The sequence below is a fragment of the Pelomonas sp. Root1444 genome (genome assembly GCF_001426885.1).
Lineage (GTDB): Bacteria > Pseudomonadota > Gammaproteobacteria > Burkholderiales > Burkholderiaceae_C > Pelomonas.
In genome coordinates this window covers 142964-161445 of record NZ_LMFP01000029.1, presented here as the reverse complement: position 1 = coordinate 161445, position 18482 = coordinate 142964, and the positions used below count along the sequence as shown (strand labels likewise).

Annotated in this window: 21 protein-coding genes and 2 tRNA genes; 5 read left to right on the top strand and 18 right to left on the bottom strand. The window is 69.3% G+C overall.

Features of this window, described 5'->3' with window-relative positions:
- The first annotated feature begins 19 nt into the window (after positions 1–19).
- Positions 20–1102 (top strand): NAD(P)/FAD-dependent oxidoreductase, encoded by a 1083-nt coding sequence (locus tag ASD35_RS24695; protein ID WP_056877619.1) that lies wholly within the window; start codon positions 20–22, stop codon positions 1100–1102.
- A gap of 8 nt (positions 1103–1110) precedes the next feature.
- Here ASD35_RS24695 and ASD35_RS24690 read toward each other — a convergent pair whose 3' ends face one another.
- The 9 genes from ASD35_RS24690 to uvrC all read right to left on the bottom strand — a co-directional run bounded on the left by ASD35_RS24690 (position 1111) and on the right by uvrC (position 10144).
- On the bottom strand, positions 1111–3357 hold the full coding sequence (locus ASD35_RS24690) for an aminotransferase class V-fold PLP-dependent enzyme (protein WP_056877618.1): 2247 nt from the start codon (positions 3355–3357) through the stop codon (positions 1111–1113).
- A 113-nt stretch (positions 3358–3470) separates the two neighbouring features.
- Complete coding sequence (locus ASD35_RS24685; RefSeq protein WP_056877617.1) at positions 3471–3986, bottom strand: FxDxF family PEP-CTERM protein; 516 nt, start codon at positions 3984–3986, stop codon at positions 3471–3473.
- Positions 3987–4258: 272 nt separating this feature from the next.
- Positions 4259–4334, bottom strand: a tRNA-His gene (locus ASD35_RS24680).
- A 28-nt stretch (positions 4335–4362) separates the two neighbouring features.
- Positions 4363–6276: a SurA N-terminal domain-containing protein gene (locus tag ASD35_RS24675; protein WP_056877616.1), complete on the bottom strand. Its 1914-nt coding sequence runs from the start codon at positions 6274–6276 to the stop codon at positions 4363–4365.
- A gap of 131 nt (positions 6277–6407) precedes the next feature.
- Positions 6408–6483 (bottom strand) — tRNA-Val (locus tag ASD35_RS24670).
- 34 nt (positions 6484–6517) lie between these two features.
- Complete coding sequence (locus ASD35_RS24665; protein WP_056201680.1) at positions 6518–6790, bottom strand: HU family DNA-binding protein; 273 nt, start codon at positions 6788–6790, stop codon at positions 6518–6520.
- 222 nt (positions 6791–7012) lie between these two features.
- Positions 7013–7579 (bottom strand): CDP-diacylglycerol--glycerol-3-phosphate 3-phosphatidyltransferase, encoded by a 567-nt coding sequence (pgsA, locus tag ASD35_RS24660; RefSeq protein ID WP_056877615.1) that lies wholly within the window; start codon positions 7577–7579, stop codon positions 7013–7015.
- 23 nt (positions 7580–7602) lie between these two features.
- Entirely contained in the window at positions 7603–8133 is a 531-nt protein-coding gene (locus tag ASD35_RS24655; RefSeq protein WP_235538453.1) for a hypothetical protein, read from the bottom strand.
- Between the two features lie 55 nt (positions 8134–8188).
- Positions 8189–10144: an excinuclease ABC subunit UvrC gene (gene uvrC, locus ASD35_RS24650; protein ID WP_082580429.1), complete on the bottom strand. Its 1956-nt coding sequence runs from the start codon at positions 10142–10144 to the stop codon at positions 8189–8191.
- Positions 10145–10175: 31 nt separating this feature from the next.
- Here uvrC and earP point away from each other — a divergent pair, with 31 nt between their 5' ends.
- Together earP and efp are read left to right on the top strand one after the other, a co-directional pair.
- Positions 10176–11186 (top strand): elongation factor P maturation arginine rhamnosyltransferase EarP, encoded by a 1011-nt coding sequence (earP, locus tag ASD35_RS24645; protein ID WP_056877614.1) that lies wholly within the window; start codon positions 10176–10178, stop codon positions 11184–11186.
- A gap of 113 nt (positions 11187–11299) precedes the next feature.
- Positions 11300–11854 carry an elongation factor P gene (efp, locus tag ASD35_RS24640; RefSeq protein ID WP_056877671.1) on the top strand — a complete coding sequence of 185 codons (555 nt, stop codon included), beginning with the start codon at positions 11300–11302 and terminating at the stop codon, positions 11852–11854.
- A gap of 51 nt (positions 11855–11905) precedes the next feature.
- On the opposite strand, the gene ASD35_RS24635 is transcribed toward efp, so the two are convergent.
- From ASD35_RS24635 to mltG, 7 genes are all read right to left on the bottom strand, one after another.
- Positions 11906–12133: a hypothetical protein gene (locus tag ASD35_RS24635; RefSeq protein WP_056877613.1), complete on the bottom strand. Its 228-nt coding sequence runs from the start codon at positions 12131–12133 to the stop codon at positions 11906–11908.
- A 116-nt stretch (positions 12134–12249) separates the two neighbouring features.
- On the bottom strand, positions 12250–12915 hold the full coding sequence (locus tag ASD35_RS24630; RefSeq protein WP_056877612.1) for an ankyrin repeat domain-containing protein: 666 nt from the start codon (positions 12913–12915) through the stop codon (positions 12250–12252).
- Positions 12912–13697: a TatD family hydrolase gene (locus tag ASD35_RS24625; protein ID WP_056877611.1), complete on the bottom strand. Its 786-nt coding sequence runs from the start codon at positions 13695–13697 to the stop codon at positions 12912–12914. The genes ASD35_RS24630 and ASD35_RS24625 overlap by 4 nt, the downstream gene beginning before the upstream one ends.
- A gap of 10 nt (positions 13698–13707) precedes the next feature.
- Positions 13708–14151, bottom strand: a complete 444-nt coding sequence (locus tag ASD35_RS24620; RefSeq protein WP_157275758.1) for a PilZ domain-containing protein — start codon at positions 14149–14151, stop codon at positions 13708–13710.
- A 13-nt stretch (positions 14152–14164) separates the two neighbouring features.
- A complete protein-coding gene (locus ASD35_RS24615; protein ID WP_056877610.1) occupies positions 14165–15169 on the bottom strand; it encodes a hypothetical protein in 1005 nt (334 codons plus the stop codon).
- Entirely contained in the window at positions 15163–15783 is a 621-nt protein-coding gene (gene tmk / locus ASD35_RS24610) for a dTMP kinase (protein ID WP_056877609.1), read from the bottom strand. The genes ASD35_RS24615 and tmk overlap by 7 nt, the downstream gene beginning before the upstream one ends.
- Positions 15780–16775, bottom strand: coding sequence for an endolytic transglycosylase MltG (gene mltG, locus ASD35_RS24605; RefSeq protein WP_056877608.1), 996 nt, complete (start codon positions 16773–16775; stop codon positions 15780–15782). The genes tmk and mltG overlap by 4 nt, the downstream gene beginning before the upstream one ends.
- A 46-nt stretch (positions 16776–16821) precedes the next feature.
- Between mltG and ASD35_RS24600 the strand changes: the two genes are divergently transcribed.
- Both ASD35_RS24600 and ASD35_RS24595 read left to right on the top strand, forming a co-directional pair.
- Positions 16822–17700, top strand: coding sequence for a folate-binding protein YgfZ (locus ASD35_RS24600; protein WP_056877607.1), 879 nt, complete (start codon positions 16822–16824; stop codon positions 17698–17700).
- On the top strand, positions 17697–17951 hold the full coding sequence (locus ASD35_RS24595) for a DUF4936 family protein (RefSeq protein ID WP_056877606.1): 255 nt from the start codon (positions 17697–17699) through the stop codon (positions 17949–17951). The genes ASD35_RS24600 and ASD35_RS24595 overlap by 4 nt, the downstream gene beginning before the upstream one ends.
- On the opposite strand, the gene ASD35_RS24590 is transcribed toward ASD35_RS24595, so the two are convergent.
- Both ASD35_RS24590 and ASD35_RS24585 read right to left on the bottom strand, forming a co-directional pair.
- Positions 17948–18244, bottom strand: coding sequence for a type II toxin-antitoxin system RelE/ParE family toxin (locus ASD35_RS24590; RefSeq protein WP_056877605.1), 297 nt, complete (start codon positions 18242–18244; stop codon positions 17948–17950). The genes ASD35_RS24595 and ASD35_RS24590 overlap by 4 nt on opposite strands.
- Positions 18241–18471, bottom strand: a complete 231-nt coding sequence (locus ASD35_RS24585) for an addiction module protein (protein ID WP_056877604.1) — start codon at positions 18469–18471, stop codon at positions 18241–18243. Before ASD35_RS24585 ends, ASD35_RS24590 begins: the two co-directional genes overlap by 4 nt.
- Positions 18472–18482 lie beyond the last annotated feature (11 nt).

The window sequence follows — 18482 nt, the reverse complement described above, 5'->3', positions numbered from 1 at the left end:
TCCCTTAGGCTTGGCGGCCATGGACAAAGTCGAAGTGGCCGTCATCGGCGCTGGCGTCGTGGGCCTTGCCGTCGCGCGTGAACTGGCCGTGCGCGGCCGCGAGGTCGTCGTCATCGAGGCCGCCGGCGCCATCGGCACCGGCATCTCGTCGCGCAACAGCGAGGTCGTGCACGCCGGCCTGTACTACCCGGCCGGCAGCCTGAAGGCGCGGCTGTGCGTGCGCGGCAACCAGCTGCTTTACGACTACTGCGCCGCGCGCGGCATTGCGCACCGCCGCTGCGGCAAGCTGGTCGTCGCGACGCGGGCCGAAGGACTGCCACGGCTGGCGCAGATCGCCGCCAGCGGCGCGGCCAACGGCGTGGACGACCTGCGCCTGCTGGACCGCGCCGAGACGCTGGCGCTGGAGCCGGCACTGAACGCCGCCGGCGCCCTGCTGTCGCCGTCCAGCGGCATCGTCGACAGCCATGGGCTGATGACGGCCCTGCTGGGCGACGCCGAACAGGCCGGCGCGACGCTGGCGCTGGCCAGCCCGGTGACGGGCGGCGCACGCGACGGCGACGGCTGGCGGCTGCATGTCGACGCGGACTACGAGCTGGGCGCGCGCCATGTCGTCAACGCGGCCGGGTTGTTCGCCGCGCAGGTGGCCGAGTCCCTCGGCACGCCGGCGCCGCGGCTGCGTTTTGCGCGCGGCCACTACTTCTCGCTGGCGGGCCGCGCGCCGTTCTCGCGGCTGATCTATCCGCTGCCGGTGGACGGCGGCCTGGGCGTGCACCTGACGCTGGACCTCGGCGGCCAGGCCCGCTTCGGCCCCGACGTGCAATGGCTGCCCGACACCGCCCCCGCGACGCTGGACTACGCCGTCGACCCGGCGCTCGGCCCCGCCTTCGAGGCGGAGGTGCGCGGCTACTGGCCCGCGCTGCCGGCGGGTGCGCTGCAGCCGGCGTACAGCGGCATCCGGCCCAAGCTCAGCGGCCCGGGCGAAGCCGCAGCCGACTTCCGCCTCGACTCCGGCACGCCCGGCCTCGTGCAGCTGTTCGGCATCGAGTCACCGGGGCTGACGGCCGCGCTGGCGCTGGCCGAGGAGGTGGCCGCCCGGCTTTGAGCGGCGCCTCAGATCGCCAGCGCGGCATCGGCCGCGTCGGCCGTAGTCCGCGGCCACAGCGCCAGGCCGCCGCCCAGGCTCCAGGCCTGCTCGTGGCCCAGCCGGCGCAAGGCCTTGGCGGCCAGGGCACTGCGGTTGCCACTGCGGCAGAAGAACACGACCGGCGTCTCGGCCGGCAACGCCATCCAGCGCGTCAGCGCATTGGGCAGGCCCGACAGCGCCACGGCCTCACGGCGCACGGCGGCGCCGAGTTCCGGCGCCTGGCCCAGGCGCTGTTCATAGGGCTCGCGCACGTCGACCAGCAGCAGGTCCGGGTGGCGGCCCAGCAGCGCGCGCAATGCGGCGAGGCTCAGCTCGCTGCACGCGAGAGCGCGGCCGCTGTCCACGCGCGCGCCACAGGCCACCGTCTGGTATTCGGTCAAGGCCAGGTCACGCTCCAGCGCCGCCTTGGCGGCCGCGAAGCCGGCTGCGTCGATGCGGCCGCTGAGCACATCGGCCAGCAGCGGCTGGGCCGCGCACTCGATCGCCAGCGTGCTGCCGAAGCGGTCGTCGTAGTCGTGGCCCGGCAGCAGCAGCACGTGGGGGCCGACGGCCTGCTCCAGGCGGGCCAGCGAGGCGCCGTATTGCAGCGGTGCGCTCTGCTCGAAGTCGCTGCGGCCCAGCGCCCCGGGCATGACGGTGTCGCCGACGAAGGCCAGGCGCACGCCCGTGGCGTCATGCAGCAGGTAGGCGGTCGAGTCCCGCGTGTGACCGGGGACGGCCAGGCGGGTCAGGGTCAACGCGCCCACGTCGATGGCATCGGCGCCGAGCGGCCAGCCCAGCGCATCGACTTCACCGCACGGGCGCTGTACGGCGGCCCACAGAGCGGCGGCGGACGACGCGTGGTCGCCATGGCTGTGGGTATCGAGCACGGCGGCCAGTTCGTAGCCCTGGCAGCCCAGCCACTGGGCCAGGCGCTCGGTCAGTTCCGGCAACGGATCGACGACGACGGCGCGGCGGCTGGCCGAGTCGGCAAGCAGGTAGCAGCAGGCACCGTCGACGACAAAGCGCGTCAGGCCGTCGGCCGGCAACGCCTGGCCGGGAGCGCTCGGGTCCAGGCAGCTTTCGCGCAGCGACTCGCCGCAGACGCGGATGCGGGCGCAGGCCTCGTCGATGAAGGCCGCGTCGGCCACCGGGCCGAAGGACAGCCGCACGGCGGATGCCGTCTGCCAGGCCGGCAGGCCCATGGCCTCCAGCACATAGCTGGGCTGCGCCTTGGCCGCACTGCAGGCCGAGCCGCCGCTGACGCGCAACTCGGCGGCGTCGAACAGGTCCAGCAGCAGCTTGGAGCTGATGCCCGGCACGGCGAAGTTCAGCGTCGTCGGCAGGCACAACTCCGGCGGCGCGTTGAAGACCAGGCCGGGGAAGGCCTGCAGCAGCGCATCGGCCAGGCGGTTGCGGTAGGCAGCCAGCGTCGCGTGGTCGCGGAAGGCGCGGCCCTCCTCCAATGCGGCCAGCACGGCGCCGAGCGCTGCGATGCCCGACATGTTCTCGGTGCCGGACCGCAGCGCGCCTTCCTGCCCACCGCCGGCCAGCAGCGGCGTGAAGGGCGTACCCTCGCGCACATAGAGCAGCCCGATGCCCTTGGGCGCGTAGAGCTTGTGGCCGGAGAACGGCGCGTAGTCGATGCGGCGCTCGGCAAGGCGCAACGGCAGCTTGCCGAGCGCCTGCACGCCGTCGACCATCCATAGCGCGGCGCTGCCGGCGAGGGCGGCCTCGATGCCGTCGAGGTCACTGATGACGCCCGTCTCGTTGTTCGCTGCCATCGTGCAGACCAGGCCGGCGCGCGGCGCATGCTCGCGCAGCCAGGCCAGGTCATGGCGGCCGTCACGGCCGACGGGAATGGCCAGCACCTGCAGGTTCCGGCCCAGCAGCGCGTTCCAGTGCTTGAGCGCCTCGGGCACGGCCTTGTGCTCGGTGGCACCGTAGAGCAGCAGTTCGGGTTGGGTGGGCGCATCTCGCAATGCACCCAGCGCCGACAACACCGCGGTCTGGATGCCCTCGGTCGCGCCGCTCAGGAACAGCAGCTTGCCCGTCGCGGCGCCCAGCACGCGGCGCGCCCGGGCCCGCACGCCGTCCATCAACGCCCGCGCCTTCAGGCCGGTGCTGTGGATGCTGCTGGGGTTGCCGAAGTCCTCCGCCATCGCCGCCATCGCCGCCTCGCGGGCTTGAGGCAGCACGGGCGTGGTGGCGTTCGCGTCGAGATAGATTTCCATGGCGCGAATGTTAGAGGGCGGGACACAAAGAGAAACAGGCGCCCTGGGGCGCCTGTCCGTTGGAACCACGCCGGATGGTCAAGCCATCCGCAGCGGTCCGCAGTCAGCTTCGATCAGAAGTCGCGACGACGACGTGCAGCGACGAAACCGATCACGCCCAGGCCGGCGGCCATCAGCGCGTAGGTCTCGGGTTCCGGCACCGGCAGGGCCGTGGCCGCTGCGGAGATGGAGTAGGCAGCCGGGCCGCTTGCCAGCGCGAAGACCTTGAAGTAGTAATCGCCCGCAGCCAGCGTGTCCACATGCGTTGTGGACGTGGTCGAGAAGTTGTACGACGTCGGGAAGACGGCGACATCGTCGGCATCGCCAACGATGTGGTTCAGGCCGGCGGTGTAGATGCCGTAGGTCGCCGGGGTGATCGCTGCGCTGCCCAGCGAGATCGTCACGTTGCTCTGCAGCCAGGAATCGGCGCTCAGCGTGAACGTGTAGTTGTCATTGATGAGGCCACCGAACGACAGCGAACCGCTGCTGGAGATCAGCGGCGTGAGCGTGCCCAGGGAAGCCGTGACGGCGTGTGCCGAAACGCCACCCAGAACCAGTGCCGAGGCGAAAACGATTGACTTCAACTTCATGGAACTACCCTCCTTTGGATGAAAGACAGTCCAAAGCAACACTCATGCCATAAGCAAAAACCCTTGCGCAGCAAGCAGTTGCAGCGCCGTATGCAAGGCCGGGCCATGAATTTGTAAAGACCGTCGACATCGCCTGGTGCAGCGCCATGGTCGATGATGACTGGCACCAGTCGCTGCATCGCGCGATCAACGCGGCGAGCAGCCCGGGCGCGGTCAGGCCTGAAAAGCAAAAAGGACTTAGAGGCTTTCGCTTCTAAGTCCTTGCAATTACTTGGGGTGGCTGATGGGACTCGAACCCACGACGACAGGAATCACAATCCTGGACTCTACCAACTGAGCTACAGCCACCGCAGAGCCAAAGAGTATAGCGTAGAAATCAGGGCGCGCTTGCGGCAGAGGCTGGCGCATCGACCTTGATGCTCGCCTTGTATTGCGACTTCAGCGCAGCCAGGTAGGCCTGGCCTTCGGCCCGCGCCCAGGCGCTCGCATATTGCTGGGCAGCCCGCTTGTCGTCGATGACGGCAGCGTCGCGCGGCTGCAGCTGGTTGATGCGGGCGACGACGAAACCACCGTCTTCGGCCGGCACGCCGACCACCGCGGGCAGCTTGGACGCATCGGCACCAAGTACGGCTTCGAGCTGGGCACGCGTCAGGCCCTGAGGCTTGGCGCGCGACACGGTCACGGCTGCGGCCAGGCCGGCCGTGTCGGCGGCGTTGGCCTGCAGCGCGGCCAGACGGGCCTCGCCAGCCTTCTTGGCTTCGGCCGTGGCGAGCTTGTGGATCAGTTGTTCACGCACCTTGTCTTTCACGTCGGCCAGCGGCGGCACGCGGGCCGGGTTGTGCTGCACGACGCGGGCGGAAACGAGCTGATTGGGGCCGGTTTCGACAGCTTCGGTATTGCGCTTGTTGCGCAGCGCGTCAGCGCCGAAGACGGCGTCCAGCAGTTTGGCCGAGGCAAGCGGGCCAGCCGCGCCGGGCTGGGCGGTGCGCTGCACGGTGGCGGTCTGGATTTGCAGCTTGAGCTTGTCGGCCACCGGCTGCAGGCTGTCGGACTGCTCGTAGGCAATGTTGCCGAACTGCTCGGCGGCTTCGGCGTAGCGGCGCTGCGCAAGCTGCTTGCGCACCTCGGCCTCGACCTCGGCACGCACCGCCTCGAAGGGCTTCTTCTCGCCGCCGCGCGTGCCGGTCAGCTGGATGATGTGATAGCCGAAGTCGGTCTCGACGACGTTGCTGATCTCGCCCGGCTTCATCGCGTACACGGCGGCGTCGAATTCCTTGACCATCGCGCCGCGGCCGAAGAAGTCGAGGTCGCCGCCGTTGACGGCCGAGCCCTCGTCCTGCGAGTTCTTCTTGGCCAGTTCGGCGAAGGAGCCGGGGTTCTTGCGCACCTGGGCCAGCAGTTCCTCGGCCTTGGCCTTGGCCTTGGCGCGCTCGTCGGCGGAGGCGCTGCGCTCGGCCTTGACGAGGATGTGGCTGGCGCGGCGCTCTTCGGGCACGCCGTAGCGCGAGGCGTTCTCGGCGTAGTACTTGCGCAGGTCTTCTTCGGTGAAGCTGACGTCCTTCTTCAGCGCCTCCAGGTCAAGCACGACGTACTGGATCTGGGCCGACTCGGGCAATTGGAACTTGGCGGCGTTGGCCGGGTCCTTGTAGAAGGCTTCAAGGTCGGCATCGCTCGGATTGAGCTTGGCGGCGAAGTCCTTGACGTCGAAGCGCTGCAACTGCACCTCACGCTGCTGCAGCAGCGCATCGAAGGCCAGTTTGGGCGCACTGGCACCGACGGTGACGGAGCCTTCCACGGGCGTTGTGACCTGGCGCATGGCGTAGTCCTGGCGCAGGCGCTCGAGGAAGATCGACGGCGTCATGCCCTGGGCGGCGAGCATGGCCTTGTTGACCGTGCCGTCGGGGTTGCGCAGGAAGGCGAACTGCGGGTCGTTCCAGAACCGTGCGCTGACCAGCTCGGCGCTGGGCGTGAAGTGCTGGTGCTCGGCAGCCGCGCGCAGCGTGCGCTCGGTGACGAGGCCTTCGAGGGCCTGATGTTTGACCTCGGGCGTGTCCAGCAGCTTGGCGTCGACGCCCGGGCTCTGGCGGCGGATGCGGTCGGCCTGCTCGCGCTGGGCGTTGTCCCATTCCGCCTGCGTGATCTTGCGACCGTCGACGCTGGCGACGCCGGCGTTGGCGCCGCCCATCATGCTGGTGTAGCCCTGCATGCCGACGAAGGCGAAGGACGGCAGGATCAGTATCAGCAGGATGAACTGGAACAGGCGGTTGTGCTGGCGGACGAAATCGAACATCTCGGAAGGCCTTGAGGATCAGATGCGGCGCATGGGCAGCGCCAATCAAACGCAACAAAGGCGAACCAAGGTTCGCCTTCGAGGGAGCCGCATTCTAAGTGCGGGACGACGAGTGCCGTCCGTGGGTGGGATGGTGGGCGCTGACGGGATCGAACCGCCGACAATCTCCGTGTAAGGGAGGTGCTCTACCAACTGAGCTAAGCGCCCGGGGAAACCGGGAAATCTTGGTGCAGGCGAAGTGTCAGTTCACCGCGTCCTTGAGGGCCTTGCCGGGCTTGAACTTGGGCACCTTGGCGGACTTGATCTTGATCGTATCGCCCGTGCGCGGGTTGCGGCCGGCGCGCGCTGCACGTTTGGTGATGCTGAAGGTACCGAAACCCACCAGCGAGACGGTGCCGTTCTTCTTCAGCGTCGTCTTGACGCCGCCGATGACGGCTTCGAGCGCACGGCCCGCAGCGGCCTTGGAGATGTCGGCCTGCTTGGCGATGTGCTCGATCAATTCGGACTTGTTCACTCGTGCCCCCAGATTGGACGATTCGGCGGACTGTGTTGGGCGCTGCACCTGGCCGGGATGCAGAGCGATGCGAAGGGTTGCCGCGTACTGCAGGAAGCGCAGAGGTGTGAAGGACGCCCTTGGGCTCGCGCGGGGAAGCGGATTCTAGACGCGCCTCCGGCCGGATCCGGGGCGGGAAAAGTCCCGATACAACTCGCCGCCCGGCGTGCTCACCGCGCTCGTCTAACGCGCCTTCGCGCGGATCTCGGGCACGGCCTTGCGCAGGTAATAAATCATCGACCAGATCGTCAGCACGACGGCCGCGTAAATGAGCCAGGTGCCCCACTCCTGCGTGTCGATGAAGCCGAAGAGATGGCCGTGGTACAGCAGGAAGGGAATGGCCACCATCTGCGCCGTCGTCTTGAGCTTGCCGACCATGTGCACGGCCACGCTGCGGGAGGCACCGATCTGCGCCATCCATTCGCGCAGCGCCGAGATGGTGATCTCGCGCCCGATGATGACCAGCGCCACGAACGCGTCCACGCGCTGCAGCTTGAGCAGCACCAGCAGGGCCGAGCACACCATCAGCTTGTCGGCCACGGGGTCGAGAAAGGCGCCAAAGGACGAGGTCTGGTTGAGCTTGCGCGCCAGGTAGCCGTCCAGCCAGTCCGTCAACGCGACGACGATGAAGAGCGTCGTGGCGAGCAGGTTCTGGTGCGCGGGCGTCAGGTCCAGGTAGAACACCCCGACGATCAGCGGGATGGCGACGATGCGGGCCCAGGTCAGCAGAGTCGGGAGGGTCAGAAACATGGCGGCGATTGTGCCCCTGCTGTTCAGTCGAGACTGCGCGGCTTGAAGCGGCGGTCCTCATCGAACAGGAAGGTCTCGGTGAACTTCCAGGGCTCCGGCATGCGGCGCACGTCGCCGAAGGGTGCGGCGCGGTGTACGGCGTCGATGGCCATCTGCAGCGTCTCGGGCCCGAACCGCGGCGGGCGCACGACGTGGACCTTGCGTACGCTGCCATCGGACTTCAACTCCACCTCCAGCACGATGACGGTCAGCAGGTGCGAAGGCGCCGGCGTCATGTAGCTGCGCTCGGGGTTGGCCATGACCAGGCGTTCGGCGGCCTGGCGGCGCAGTTCCTCATGCGTGCGCACCGGCTTGGGCGGCGGCATGCCGGGCGGCTTGGGCAGCGTGATGCCGGGCGCCGGCGCGGGCGCGGCAGGTGCGGCCGCCACGACAGGCGCGGGTGCTGGTGCCGGCAGGGGCGCGGGCGCCGGCGCACGCGGGGCGGCGCCGCAACCGGCCAGCGCAGGGGCGATCAGCCACTGCGCGGCGCGCAGCAAACGGTCGATGATGGGCACTCGGTCTCCTCCTCGTTGAACTTCTTCTCCGGCGCCATCTTGCGCCAGCTTGTCGTCAATGCAGTGCTCGGTAGATGTCTTCCGCGAGCTCGCGCGAGATGCCTTTCACGCTGCAGAGCTCATCGACGCTGGCCCCCGCCACGCCCCGCACGCCGCCGAAGCGCTGCAGCAGCTGCGAGCGCTTCTTGGGGCCGACGCCCGGCACGTCCTCCAGCCGCGAGCCACCCGTGCGCGTCGCCGCGCGCTTGGCGCGCATGCCGGTGATCGCGAAACGGTGTGCCTCGTCGCGGATCTGCGCGATCAGCATCAGCGCGGCCGAGTCGCGGCCCAGGTAGACCTTCTCGCGGCCGTCGGCAAAGACCAGTTCCTCCAGGCCCACCTTGCGGCCCTCGCCCTTTTCGACGCCAGCGATGAGGCTCAAGTCCAGGCCGAGTTCCTCGAAGACCTCGCGCGCCATGCTGACCTGGCCACGGCCGCCGTCCACCAGCACCAGGTCCGGCAGGCGGCCGGTACCAAGCTGGGCGGCCTCGGCCATCTTGCTGTAGCGCCGCGTCAGCACCTGGCGCATGGCGGCGTAGTCATCGCCACCGGTGATGCCTTCGATGTTGTAGCGCCGGTACTGGCTGCTCTGCATCTGATGGCCCTCGAAGACGACGCAGCTGGCCATCGTCGCCTCGCCGGCCGTGTGGCTGATGTCGAAGCACTCGACGCGGAATTTGTCGATCTCCGTGACGGACAGGTCCAGCGCGTCCACCAGCGCCCGGGTGCGTGCGTGCTGCGAGCCCTCTTCGGCCAGCAGCCGGGCGAGCGCCAGGTCGGCGCCCTTGACGCACATCTCCAGCCAGATGCGCCGCTGGCCGCGCGGCTGCGCCTGCACCGTGACACGGCTGCCGGCCTGCGTGCCGAGGGCCTCGGCCAGGCTGGCGTCGACCGGCTCGCTGACGACGATGAGGCCGGGCACCGGAGAAGCGATGTAGTGCTGTGCCATGAAGGCCTCCAGCACCTGGCGCTCGGGCGACCGCGCCTCTTCGTCGTCGAGCTGGATGGCCGTCGCGTCGTCGACATGCTTGGGGAAGAAGGCACGGTCGCCAAGATGCCGGCCGCCGCGCACCATCGCCAGGTTCACGCAGGCCTTGCCGCCCTGCACCTTGACGGCCAGGATGTCGACATCGCGTTCACCGCCGGTGGCGCTGCTCTCCTCGATGACCTGTTGCTGCAGCACCTTGGACAGCGCCTGGATCTGGTTGCGCACCTCGGCCGCCAGCTCGTAGTCGAAGCGCTCGGCATAGGCGGTCATCTGCTCCTGCAGCGCCGCCATCACCTCGTCGGTCTCGCCGCGCAGGAAGCGTTCGGCGCTCTGCACGTCGCGGGCGTATGCCGGCGTCTGGCCGATGGGCACGCAGGGTGCGGAGCAGCGCTTGATCTGGTGCAGCAGGCAGGGCCGGCTGCGGTTGTTGAAGACGCTGTCCTCGCAGGTGCGCAGCTTGAAGACCTTCTGCATCAGCTGGATGGACTCCTTCACCGCCCAGGCGCTCGGGAAAGGGCCGAAGTACTTGTGCCGCTTGTCCACCGCGCCGCGGTAGTAGGCCATGCGCGGCCAGGCGTGCGAGGTGATCTTCAGGTAGGGGTAGCTCTTGTCGTCCCGGAACAGGATGTTGAAGCGCGGGTTCAACGTCTTGATCAGGTTGTTCTCGAGCAGCAGCGCCTCGGCCTCGGTGCGCACCACCGTCGTTTCCATGCGCACGATGCGCGAGACCATCAGGCCGATGCGCGTGCCGCCGTGGTTCTTCTGGAAATAGCTGCAGACGCGTCGCTTCAGGTCCTTGGCCTTGCCGACGTAGAGCACCTCGCCCTTGGCGTCGAAGTAGCGATAGACGCCCGGCATCGCCGGCAGCGCATTGACTTCGTTCAGCAGTTTCTCGCGCATCGCGCGCTCGGCGGCTTCGCTGGCCAGGCGCTCGGCCTGGGGGTCGCCGGCGGCATCGGTGGGTGAAAGGGGCGGGCTCGACATCGGCGCGATTTTCGCCTGGGACAATTCCGCGATGCTCTGGGACCTCTTCTGCCGCGTCATCGACAACCACGGCGACCTCGGTGTCTGCTGGCGCTTGGCGCGCGACCTGGCCGCGCGCGGCCAGGACGTACGGCTGTGGGTGGACGACGCCGCGGCGCTGGCGTGGATAGCGCCGCAGCGCCCCGCCGCCATCGAGCTGCGCGATTGGCCGGTGGGCGATGTGGAAGTCCAGCCCGGCGACGTTGTCATCGAAGCCTTCGGCTGCGAACTGCCGCCCGCCTTCGTCGCCCGCATGGCGGCACGCCGACCCGCGCCGCGCTGGGTCAATCTCGAATACCTCAGCGCCGAGGCCTATGTCGAGCGCAGCCACGGCCTGGCCTCGCCGCAGTTCAGCGGCCCCGGCGCGGGGCTGACCAAGCATTTCTTCTACCCCGGCTTCACGCCGCGCACCGGCGGGCTGCTGCGCGAGCCGGGCCTGCTGGAGCGCATCGCCACCTTCGATGGCCCGGCCTGGCTGGCGGCGCGCGGCTGGGCGGCGCGGCCGGGCGAGCGCGTCGTCAGCCTGTTCGTCTATGCCAACCCGAACCTGCCCGGCCTGCTCGACGAACTGGCCCGCGAGCCGACCCTGCTGCTCGCCTGCCCGGGGCCGCTGCAGGCGCTGGCCCGCGAGCGGCCCGGCCTGCGCGTCGTCGCCCTGCCCTACCTGACGCAGGACGACTACGACCGGCTGCTGTGGGCGAGCGACCTCAACCTGGTGCGCGGCGAGGACTCGTTCGTGCGCGCACAGTGGGCCGGCAAGCCCTTCGTCTGGCACATCTATCCGCAGGAAGACGGCGCCCACGCGGCCAAGCTGGAAGCCTTCATCGCGGCGGCCGGCCTGCCCGCCGGCTGGGCGGCCTTCTGGCGCGGCTGGAACGGCATGACCGCCCTGCCCGCCCTGCCGCAGTTGGACCGCGCACATTCCCTCGCCTGGCGTGCTCATTTGGCGCAACAGCCCGATCAGCTGAGCCAGCTTCTCGGCTTCCTTGGGGTTTCCCGCTAGAATGCCGGGCTTTGCCGCGCCACGCCGAAAACATTCTTCTTGCGTTCTGGGAGCCTGGTGCGCTTTTGCCGGCTTCATTGACGCAGGCCGGCTTCAACTACCCACGCAACACCATGAAGATCGCTCAAGAAATTCGCGCCGGCAACGTCATCATGCACGGCAAGGACCCGATGGTCGTGCTGAAGACCGAATACAGCCGCGGTGGCCGCAATGCCGCCACCGTGCGCATGAAGCTCAAGAGCTTGCTGAACAACTCGGGCACCGAAGTCGTCTTCAAGGCCGACGACAAGATGGACCAGATCATCCTGGACAAAAAGGAGTGCACGTACACCTACTTCGCTGACCCGATGTACGTGTTCATGGACAGCGAGTACAACCAGTTCGAGGTCGAGGCCGAGAACATGGGCGACGCCATCCAGTACCTGGAAGACGCGATGCCCTGCGAAGTGGTGTTCTACGACGGCAAGGCCATTTCCGTCGAACTGCCGACGTCGCTGGTGCGCGAAGTCACCTGGACCGAGCCGGCTGTCAAGGGCGACACCTCGGGCAAGGTGCTCAAGCCCGCCAAGATCTCGACTGGTTTCGAAATCCCCGTGCCCATCTTCGTGGCCCAGGGCGACAAGATCGAAATCGACACCCGCACGCACGAGTACCGCAAGCGCGTCTGAGACGAACCTCCCGACGCACAAAGAAAAGCCCGCTTCGAGCGGGCTTTTTGCTTATTCGGCGGTGTCGGACAGGTCGGGGATCTCGACCTCCGGCTCCGCATCGATCTCACTGTCGAAATCGGCGCTGGCCTTCATCGGGATCCAGGGACGGTCCAGCGGACGGTACACGCGGCGCTGCAGGCGCGCCAGGCGGTCGGAGCGCTCGATGGCGTTCATCACCTGATCGGGGGCGATCAGCATGGCAAAGGGATCGGCCAGATGGGCGGTGGTGGACAGCATGGTGGACCTCGTGTGAAGCGATGACTCCACTGTAGGCAGGCCCGACCCGGCGCAATAGTCGGTACAGCGCGCTAGCGGCTGTCAGGCTTTTTCCTACACGCCTGCTTGGACAGGCACTATTTCGCGTTCCCGGCGGCATCGGCGGCGCGCTGGCGCTCCTGGATGACGCGGCGCAGTTCTTTGGCCATCAGGTCGCGGCCGCCACGGGCTGCGAAGTCGGCCGCGGTCAGCTCCTGCTCGTTGGCCGCGCGCGGTTCGGCACCGGCCTTGAGCAGCAGCGGCACGAGGTCGCCATTGCCGTAGCGGGCCGCCATCATCAGCGGCGTCGTGCCGTTGTCGGAGCGCGCATTCAAGTCGGCGCCTTGCGCGATCAGGAAGGCGGCAACGCCGTTGTCCGGGCCGCTGCAGGCGTAGTGCAGCGGCGTCCAGCCGGCGCGGTTGACCGCGGCGCCGCGCTTGACCAGCGCCTGCACGGCCGGCAGCGAACCGCGGATGGCCGCGATCATCAGCGGCGTCTCGCCATCGGCATTGACGGCATCGATGCGCAACTGCGGCGCGCCCAGCAGACTCTCCAGCGCATGCTGGGAGCCCTCGCGCACCGCGGTGAAGAGCGGCGTGCGGCCGCGGGAATCGGTCAGGTTGGGGTCCACGCCCTTCAGCAGCAGCGCCGTGACGGCGCGCGGGTCGTCCAGTTCGGACGCCATGACGAGGTCGTCGATCGGCGTCGCGTGCGCCGAGAGCGCTGCAGCCGCCAGGGCGAAGGTGGCGATCCAGTTTTTCATGCGGCCTCCGGCAGCTTGAAGAGGCGCCGCGTGTTGGCCGTCGTCAGGGCGGCCAGTTCGGGCACCGGCAGGCCCAGTGCATCCGCCACCGCCTTGGCCACATGCGGCACGTAGGCCGGCGAGTTGGTCTTGCCGCGGAAGGGCACGGGCGCGAGATAGGGGCTGTCGGTCTCGATCAGCACGCGGTCCAGCGGCAGCAGCTTCAGCAGGTCGCGCAGGTCCTGCGCGTTCTTGAAGCTGACGATGCCGGAGAAGGAGATGTAGTAGCCGCGCTCGACGGCCGCGAGGGCCACCTCGGCTGTCTCGGTGAAGCAGTGGAAGACGCCGCCCGCCTGCTCGCCACCCTCCTCGTCCAGCACGCGCAGCGTGTCGGCAGCACTGGACCGCGTGTGCACGACCAGCGGCTTGGCCGCCTGCCGGGCCGCACGGATGTGGGTGCGGAAGCGCTCGCGCTGCCATTCCATGTCGTCGACGCTGCGGCCGTTCAGCCGGTAGTAGTCCAGCCCCGTCTCGCCGATAGCGACGACTTTGGGCAGCGCAGCCAGCCGCACCAGCTCGGCCACGTCGGGCTCGCGCATGTCCTCGGTGTCCGGGTGCACGCCGACCGTGGCCCAGAGCTGGCTGTTCTCCAGCGCCAGTGCATGCACGGCCTCGAACTCTTCCATCTGCGTGCAGATGCAGACGGCCTGCTCGACCTGCGCGGCACGCATGTCGGACAGGATGGCGGGCAGGTTGTCCCTCAGCTCGGGGAAGCTGAGGTGGCAATGGGAATCAATGAACATCGATGCGGATTCAGAGCGTCTGCGTCGGCTTGCTGGACGACACCGCCGTGCCGAGGATTTCCTCGATGCGGATGCGGATCAGCCGGGTCTTCTCGTCGCCGGGGAAACGCACGCCCACGCCCTGGGTGCGGCCGCCCGACGCATTGGCCGGCGTCAGCCAAGCGACCTTGCCCGCCACGGGGTAGCGCTGGTTGTCCTCGGGCAGCGCCAGCAGCAGGTAGATGTCCTCGCCGAGCTTGTAGTCGCGCGTGGTCGGCACGAACAGGCCGCCCTCGGTGAAGGCGGGGATGTAGGCCGCGTACAGCGCCGACTTTTCGCGGAAGACCAGCTGGATGACGCTGGGCCGCGCACCGGTGCCCGCAGCGCCGCCCACCGTCGCCACCGGCAGCGAGCCGCTCAGCTGGCTGGGCTGGAATTGCGTGTTCGGGCCTTGCTTGGAGTTGGCGTCGCTCATGTCTGGAGTGTATTCAGCGGACCGCGGCCGTCACCGCGGCCTGTGCTTGCGCCACCAGCGCCTCGATCCACAGCCCGGCGTTCAGCGGGTGGTCGGCATGCCGGGCGGCGCGCCGCAGCTCGGCCTCCCACGCCAGCAGCGGCGCGGCGCGCTTGGGCGAAGGCAGTGCCGCCGGTGCGAAGAACTGCCCCGGCTGGCCATGGCTGCGGCGCACGAGGTCGTGGCACAGGCGCTGCAGCGCGTCGATGACGCGCGGCGGCGCCAGGTCGGACAAGGCCGCCACCTCGCCGCGGGCCACGCGCTTGGGGATGGCCTGCCAGGCGGCGTCCGTCAGGCCGGCCTCGGCCCATTCCAGCGCCTGCTGGGGCCGGCCACCGGTGGCGTCGAGCAGGCCGGCCGCGTCCTTGACGCCCTTGGCCTCCAACCAGGCCAGCGCGGCCGAGCGCTCGGGCAGGGCCAGCGGCAACGGCTGGCAGCGGCTGCGGATGGTGGGCAGCAGGCTGGCGCTGTCATGGCTGGCCAAGGCGAAGCGCAGCAGGCCCGACGGCTCCTCCAGCGTCTTCAGCAGCGCATTGGCCGCAACGCCGTTGAGCGCCTCGGCCGGGAAGATGACCACCACCTTGGCCTTGCCGCGCGCCGACGTGGCCTGGGCGAAGGCAAGCAGGTTGCGCACCGCCTCCACCTTGATCTCGCGGCTGGGCTTGGCCTTGCCGGCCTTGGCGTCGGGCTCCTCGAAGGGCAGGCCCAGCGACTCGCGCGCCGGGGCTTCGAGCGCTTCGGGCAGCAGCATCTGGAAGTCCGGGTGCGTGCCGCTGGCGAACAGCTTGCAGCTCGGGCAGTGGTTGCAGGCCGGCTGGCCGGCCGCGGCGCTTTCGCAAAGCCAGCTCTGGGCCAGCCTGACCGCCAGTTCCAGCTGACCGACCCCGGCCGGCCCCTGCACCAGCAGCGCGTGCGAACGAGCGCGCGCCAGTGCATCAGTCAGCGGCGCCTGCAGCCAGGGAAGGTCGGCGCTCAGCATGTCGGATAACGGCCGGCCAGCACAGCGCGTACGGCGGCGCCCACCTGCTCGACCGTGCCGCTCGCGTCGATGCGAGCGATGCGCTGCGGCGCCTGGGCCGCGCGGGCGGCGTAGCCGGCGCGCACGCGTTCGAAGAAATCAAGGTCCTGCTGCTCGATGCGGTCGGCCTCGCGGGCGCTGGCGCGGCGCGCGGCGGCTTGTTCTGCGGGCAGGTCGAACCACAAGGTCAGCTCGGGCTCGGTGCCTTCCTGCACCCAGTCCGCCAGCGGCTCCAGCACCGACAGCGGCAGGCCGCGGCCGCCGCCCTGGTAGGCGAAGCTGGCATCGGTGAAGCGGTCGCACAGCAGCGTCTTGCCCGCGGCGAGCGCGGGGCGGATGACCGTCTCTATATGGTCCCGGCGCCCGGCGAACATCAGCAGCAGCTCGGTCAGCGAACCCATGGGCTGGTGCAGCACGATGTCGCGCAGCGTCTCGGCCAGCGGTGTACCGCCGGGCTCGCGGCTCAGCTGCACGTCGGCGCCGCGGGCGCGGAACCAGTCGGCCACGGCCTGGATGTGCGTGGACTTGCCGGCACCGTCGATGCCTTCGAAGCTGATGAAACGTCCTGGACTCACTGGCCGCCGCGTTGGTATTTGTTGACCGCGCGATTGTGCGCGGCGAGGTCGTCGCTGAACTCGCTGCTGCCGTCGCCGCGCGAGACGAAGTACAGCGACTTGACCGGCGCCGGGTTCAGCGCCGCCTGCAGCGAGGCCGCGCCGGGCATCGCGATCGGCGTGGGCGGCAGGCCGCCGCGGGTGTAGGTGTTGAACGGCGTGTCGGCCAGCAGGTCACGCTTGCGCAGGTTGCCGTCGAAGGCCTCGCCCAGGCCGTAGATGACGGTCGGGTCGGTCTGCAGCGGCATGCCTGCGCGCAGACGGTTCACGAACACGGCGGCGACGCGACTGCGGTCACTGGGCGTGCCGGTCTCCTTCTCGACGATGGAGGCGAGGATGAGCGCCTCGTCGGCCGACTTCAGCGGCAGGTCGGGCGCACGCTTGCGCCAGGCCTCGGCGAGGCGCTTCTTCATGGCCGCGTGGGCGCGCTTGAGCACCGTCAGGTCGCTGACGCCGCGGCTGTAGGCGTAGGTGTCGGGGAAGAAGCGCCCCTCCGGCGCGACACCGGGCTCGCCGAGGGCGGCCATGACGTCGGCGTCGCTCATCTGCGCCGTCCTCGCCTTCAGCGCCGGCGCAGCGGCCAGCGCGGCCCGCACCTGACGCCAGTTCCAGCCCTCGATGAGGCGCAGCTGCTCCAGCACCTGGTCGCCGCGCACCATCTTGTCGAGCAGCGCCCGCGGCGTGATGCCGGCATGGACCTCATAGCTGCCGGCGCGGATCTGCTTGGCCTGGCCCGACCATTTGAACCATTGGTACAGCGCTCGCGGATCGGCCTGCACGCCAGCGGCGACCCAGGCGCGGGCGACCTCTGCCGGGTTGGTGCCGGGCTCGATGGACAGTTCCACCGACGGTGCGGCCAGGCTCAAAGGGCTGCGCAACCACTGCCACACCGCGCCAGCGGCCAGGATCGCGACCAACAACAACGCGAGCACGGCTCGCAGCAACCACTTCATGCCCTTGCCTGGCGTCCATCAAAAGGGCGCTGATGATAATTGGCCCATGCCTGAACCGACCCAACTCCGACTCAACGACTGGGGCGTGATCCGCGCCCAGGGCGCCGACGCAGCCAGTTTCCTGCACGGCCAGCTGACCCAGGACTTCGCGCTGCTGGACCGCGAGCATGCCCGCCTCGCCGGCTTCTGCACGGCCAAGGGCCGGCTGCTGGCGACGCTGGTGGGCTGGCGCGGCGGTGACGACGAGATCCTGCTGGCACTGCCCGCCGAGACGCTGGCGGCGACGCTGAAGCGGCTGTCGATGTTCGTGCTGCGTGCCAAGTGCAAGCTGACCGACGCGAGCGGCGAGTTTGCGGTGTATGGCCTGCTCGGTTCGTCTCCGGTCGAGGCGTGGACGCTGGTGCGTGACGGCGCCGCCGTGCAGATCGCCTTGCCGGGCGCCGGGCGCGCCTTGCGCGTGCAGCCGCTGGACGCCCCCCCGCCCGCCGGTGCGGCGATGACGCCCGACGACTGGGCCTGGGCCGAGGCCGAGGCCGGCATGGCCTGGGTGCGCGGCGCCACCGTCGAGGCCTTCGTGCCGCAGATGATCAACTTCGAGGTGCTGGGCGGCGTGAGCTTCAAGAAGGGCTGCTACCCCGGCCAGGAGATCGTCGCGCGCAGCCAGTACCGCGGCACGTTGAAGCGCCGGCTGCAGGTGTTCGAGACGGATACCGCGGCCACGGTGGGCCAGGAGATCTTCTACAGCGCCGACCCCGATCAACCCGCGGGTGTCGTGGCCGGCAGTGGCTCGCGCGATGGCCGCACGCTGCTGACGGCGGAGATCAAGCTGGCGGCTCTGGAGAGCGGCAGCCTGCACCTCGGCAGCGCCAGCGGCGCGACGCTGCAACCGCGCGCCCTGCCCTACGAGATCCCGCCGCAGGAATGAGCGTGCAGCTCTACGTCTACTACCGCGTTGCGGACGAGAACGTCGATACAGCCCTCATCGCCTTCCGCAAGGCGCGTGTCGAGGCGCCCATCGAGCTGCTGCACCGCCCCGAGCCCGACGCCGAAGGCCGCTGGACGTGGATGGAGATCTACCCCGAAGGCTGGACCCACCGCGAACCGCAGGTGGCGGCGGCAATGGCACAGTGGCTGGCCAGCGAGCGCAAGGTCGAGCGCTTCGAGATGCTGGGCTAGTCGGTTCGCGGCAGCCAGTAGCCGGGTTGATGCCGGTCCGGCGCAATCGCGAACACGACGACCGCGGCGGACTCGTCCCGGTAGACGACGGTGAACGGAAAGCCCCTGACCTTGGTGCGCCGCGTCGACGCCGGCCCGGGCGCGCCGCCCGCGGGGAAGCGGCGTATCAAATCGAACGACGCCGCGACCGCTTCACGGAAACGCTTGCCGGCACCCTCGCGCTTGCTCTCGTAGTAGGCCGTTTCACGCAGCAACTCGATGCGCGCCTCGTCGCTCAGGCGCAGCGGCTTCAAGGGGCGATTCGGCGGGCTTCGGCCATCACGTCGTCCAGCTCGTGCAGAGCACTCTCGCCCCGCTCGTGGGCCGCGACGCGTCGCTCGATTTCTACGGCCCAGGCTTCATCGCTCGCCAGCGCTGTGGTCGGCTGCAGCGATTCGAGCAGCAGATCGAGCAGCCGCACACGCTCTTCAGGCGACAGGCTACGGCCCTGCGCGGCAAGCTCGGCGACGAGATCAGTCATGGCGGCCTCCG

Bases quoted from the DNA above. Each gene is read 5' to 3' on its own strand.
- ASD35_RS24595 (WP_056877606.1), top strand. From the start codon at position 17,697: ATGAGCGTGCAGCTCTACGTCTACTACCGCGTTGCGGACGAGAACGTC.
- ASD35_RS24585 (WP_056877604.1), bottom strand. From the start codon at position 18,471: ATGACTGATCTCGTCGCCGAGCTTGCCGCGCAGGGCCGTAGCCTGTCG.
- earP (WP_056877614.1), top strand. From the start codon at position 10,176: ATGCTCTGGGACCTCTTCTGCCGCGTCATCGACAACCACGGCGACCTC.
- ASD35_RS24635 (WP_056877613.1), bottom strand. From the start codon at position 12,133: ATGCTGTCCACCACCGCCCATCTGGCCGATCCCTTTGCCATGCTGATC.
- ASD35_RS24600 (WP_056877607.1), top strand. From the start codon at position 16,822: ATGCCTGAACCGACCCAACTCCGACTCAACGACTGGGGCGTGATCCGC.
- ASD35_RS24675 (WP_056877616.1), bottom strand. From the start codon at position 6,276: ATGTTCGATTTCGTCCGCCAGCACAACCGCCTGTTCCAGTTCATCCTG.
- ASD35_RS24620 (WP_157275758.1), bottom strand. From the start codon at position 14,151: ATGAGCGACGCCAACTCCAAGCAAGGCCCGAACACGCAATTCCAGCCC.
- pgsA (WP_056877615.1), bottom strand. From the start codon at position 7,579: ATGTTTCTGACCCTCCCGACTCTGCTGACCTGGGCCCGCATCGTCGCC.
- ASD35_RS24690 (WP_056877618.1), bottom strand. From the start codon at position 3,357: ATGGAAATCTATCTCGACGCGAACGCCACCACGCCCGTGCTGCCTCAA.
- ASD35_RS24625 (WP_056877611.1), bottom strand. From the start codon at position 13,697: ATGTTCATTGATTCCCATTGCCACCTCAGCTTCCCCGAGCTGAGGGAC.
- ASD35_RS24630 (WP_056877612.1), bottom strand. From the start codon at position 12,915: ATGAAAAACTGGATCGCCACCTTCGCCCTGGCGGCTGCAGCGCTCTCG.
- ASD35_RS24685 (WP_056877617.1), bottom strand. From the start codon at position 3,986: ATGAAGTTGAAGTCAATCGTTTTCGCCTCGGCACTGGTTCTGGGTGGC.
- efp (WP_056877671.1), top strand. From the start codon at position 11,300: ATGAAGATCGCTCAAGAAATTCGCGCCGGCAACGTCATCATGCACGGC.
- ASD35_RS24695 (WP_056877619.1), top strand. From the start codon at position 20: ATGGACAAAGTCGAAGTGGCCGTCATCGGCGCTGGCGTCGTGGGCCTT.
- mltG (WP_056877608.1), bottom strand. From the start codon at position 16,775: ATGAAGTGGTTGCTGCGAGCCGTGCTCGCGTTGTTGTTGGTCGCGATC.
- ASD35_RS24615 (WP_056877610.1), bottom strand. From the start codon at position 15,169: ATGCTGAGCGCCGACCTTCCCTGGCTGCAGGCGCCGCTGACTGATGCA.
- uvrC (WP_082580429.1), bottom strand. From the start codon at position 10,144: ATGTCGAGCCCGCCCCTTTCACCCACCGATGCCGCCGGCGACCCCCAG.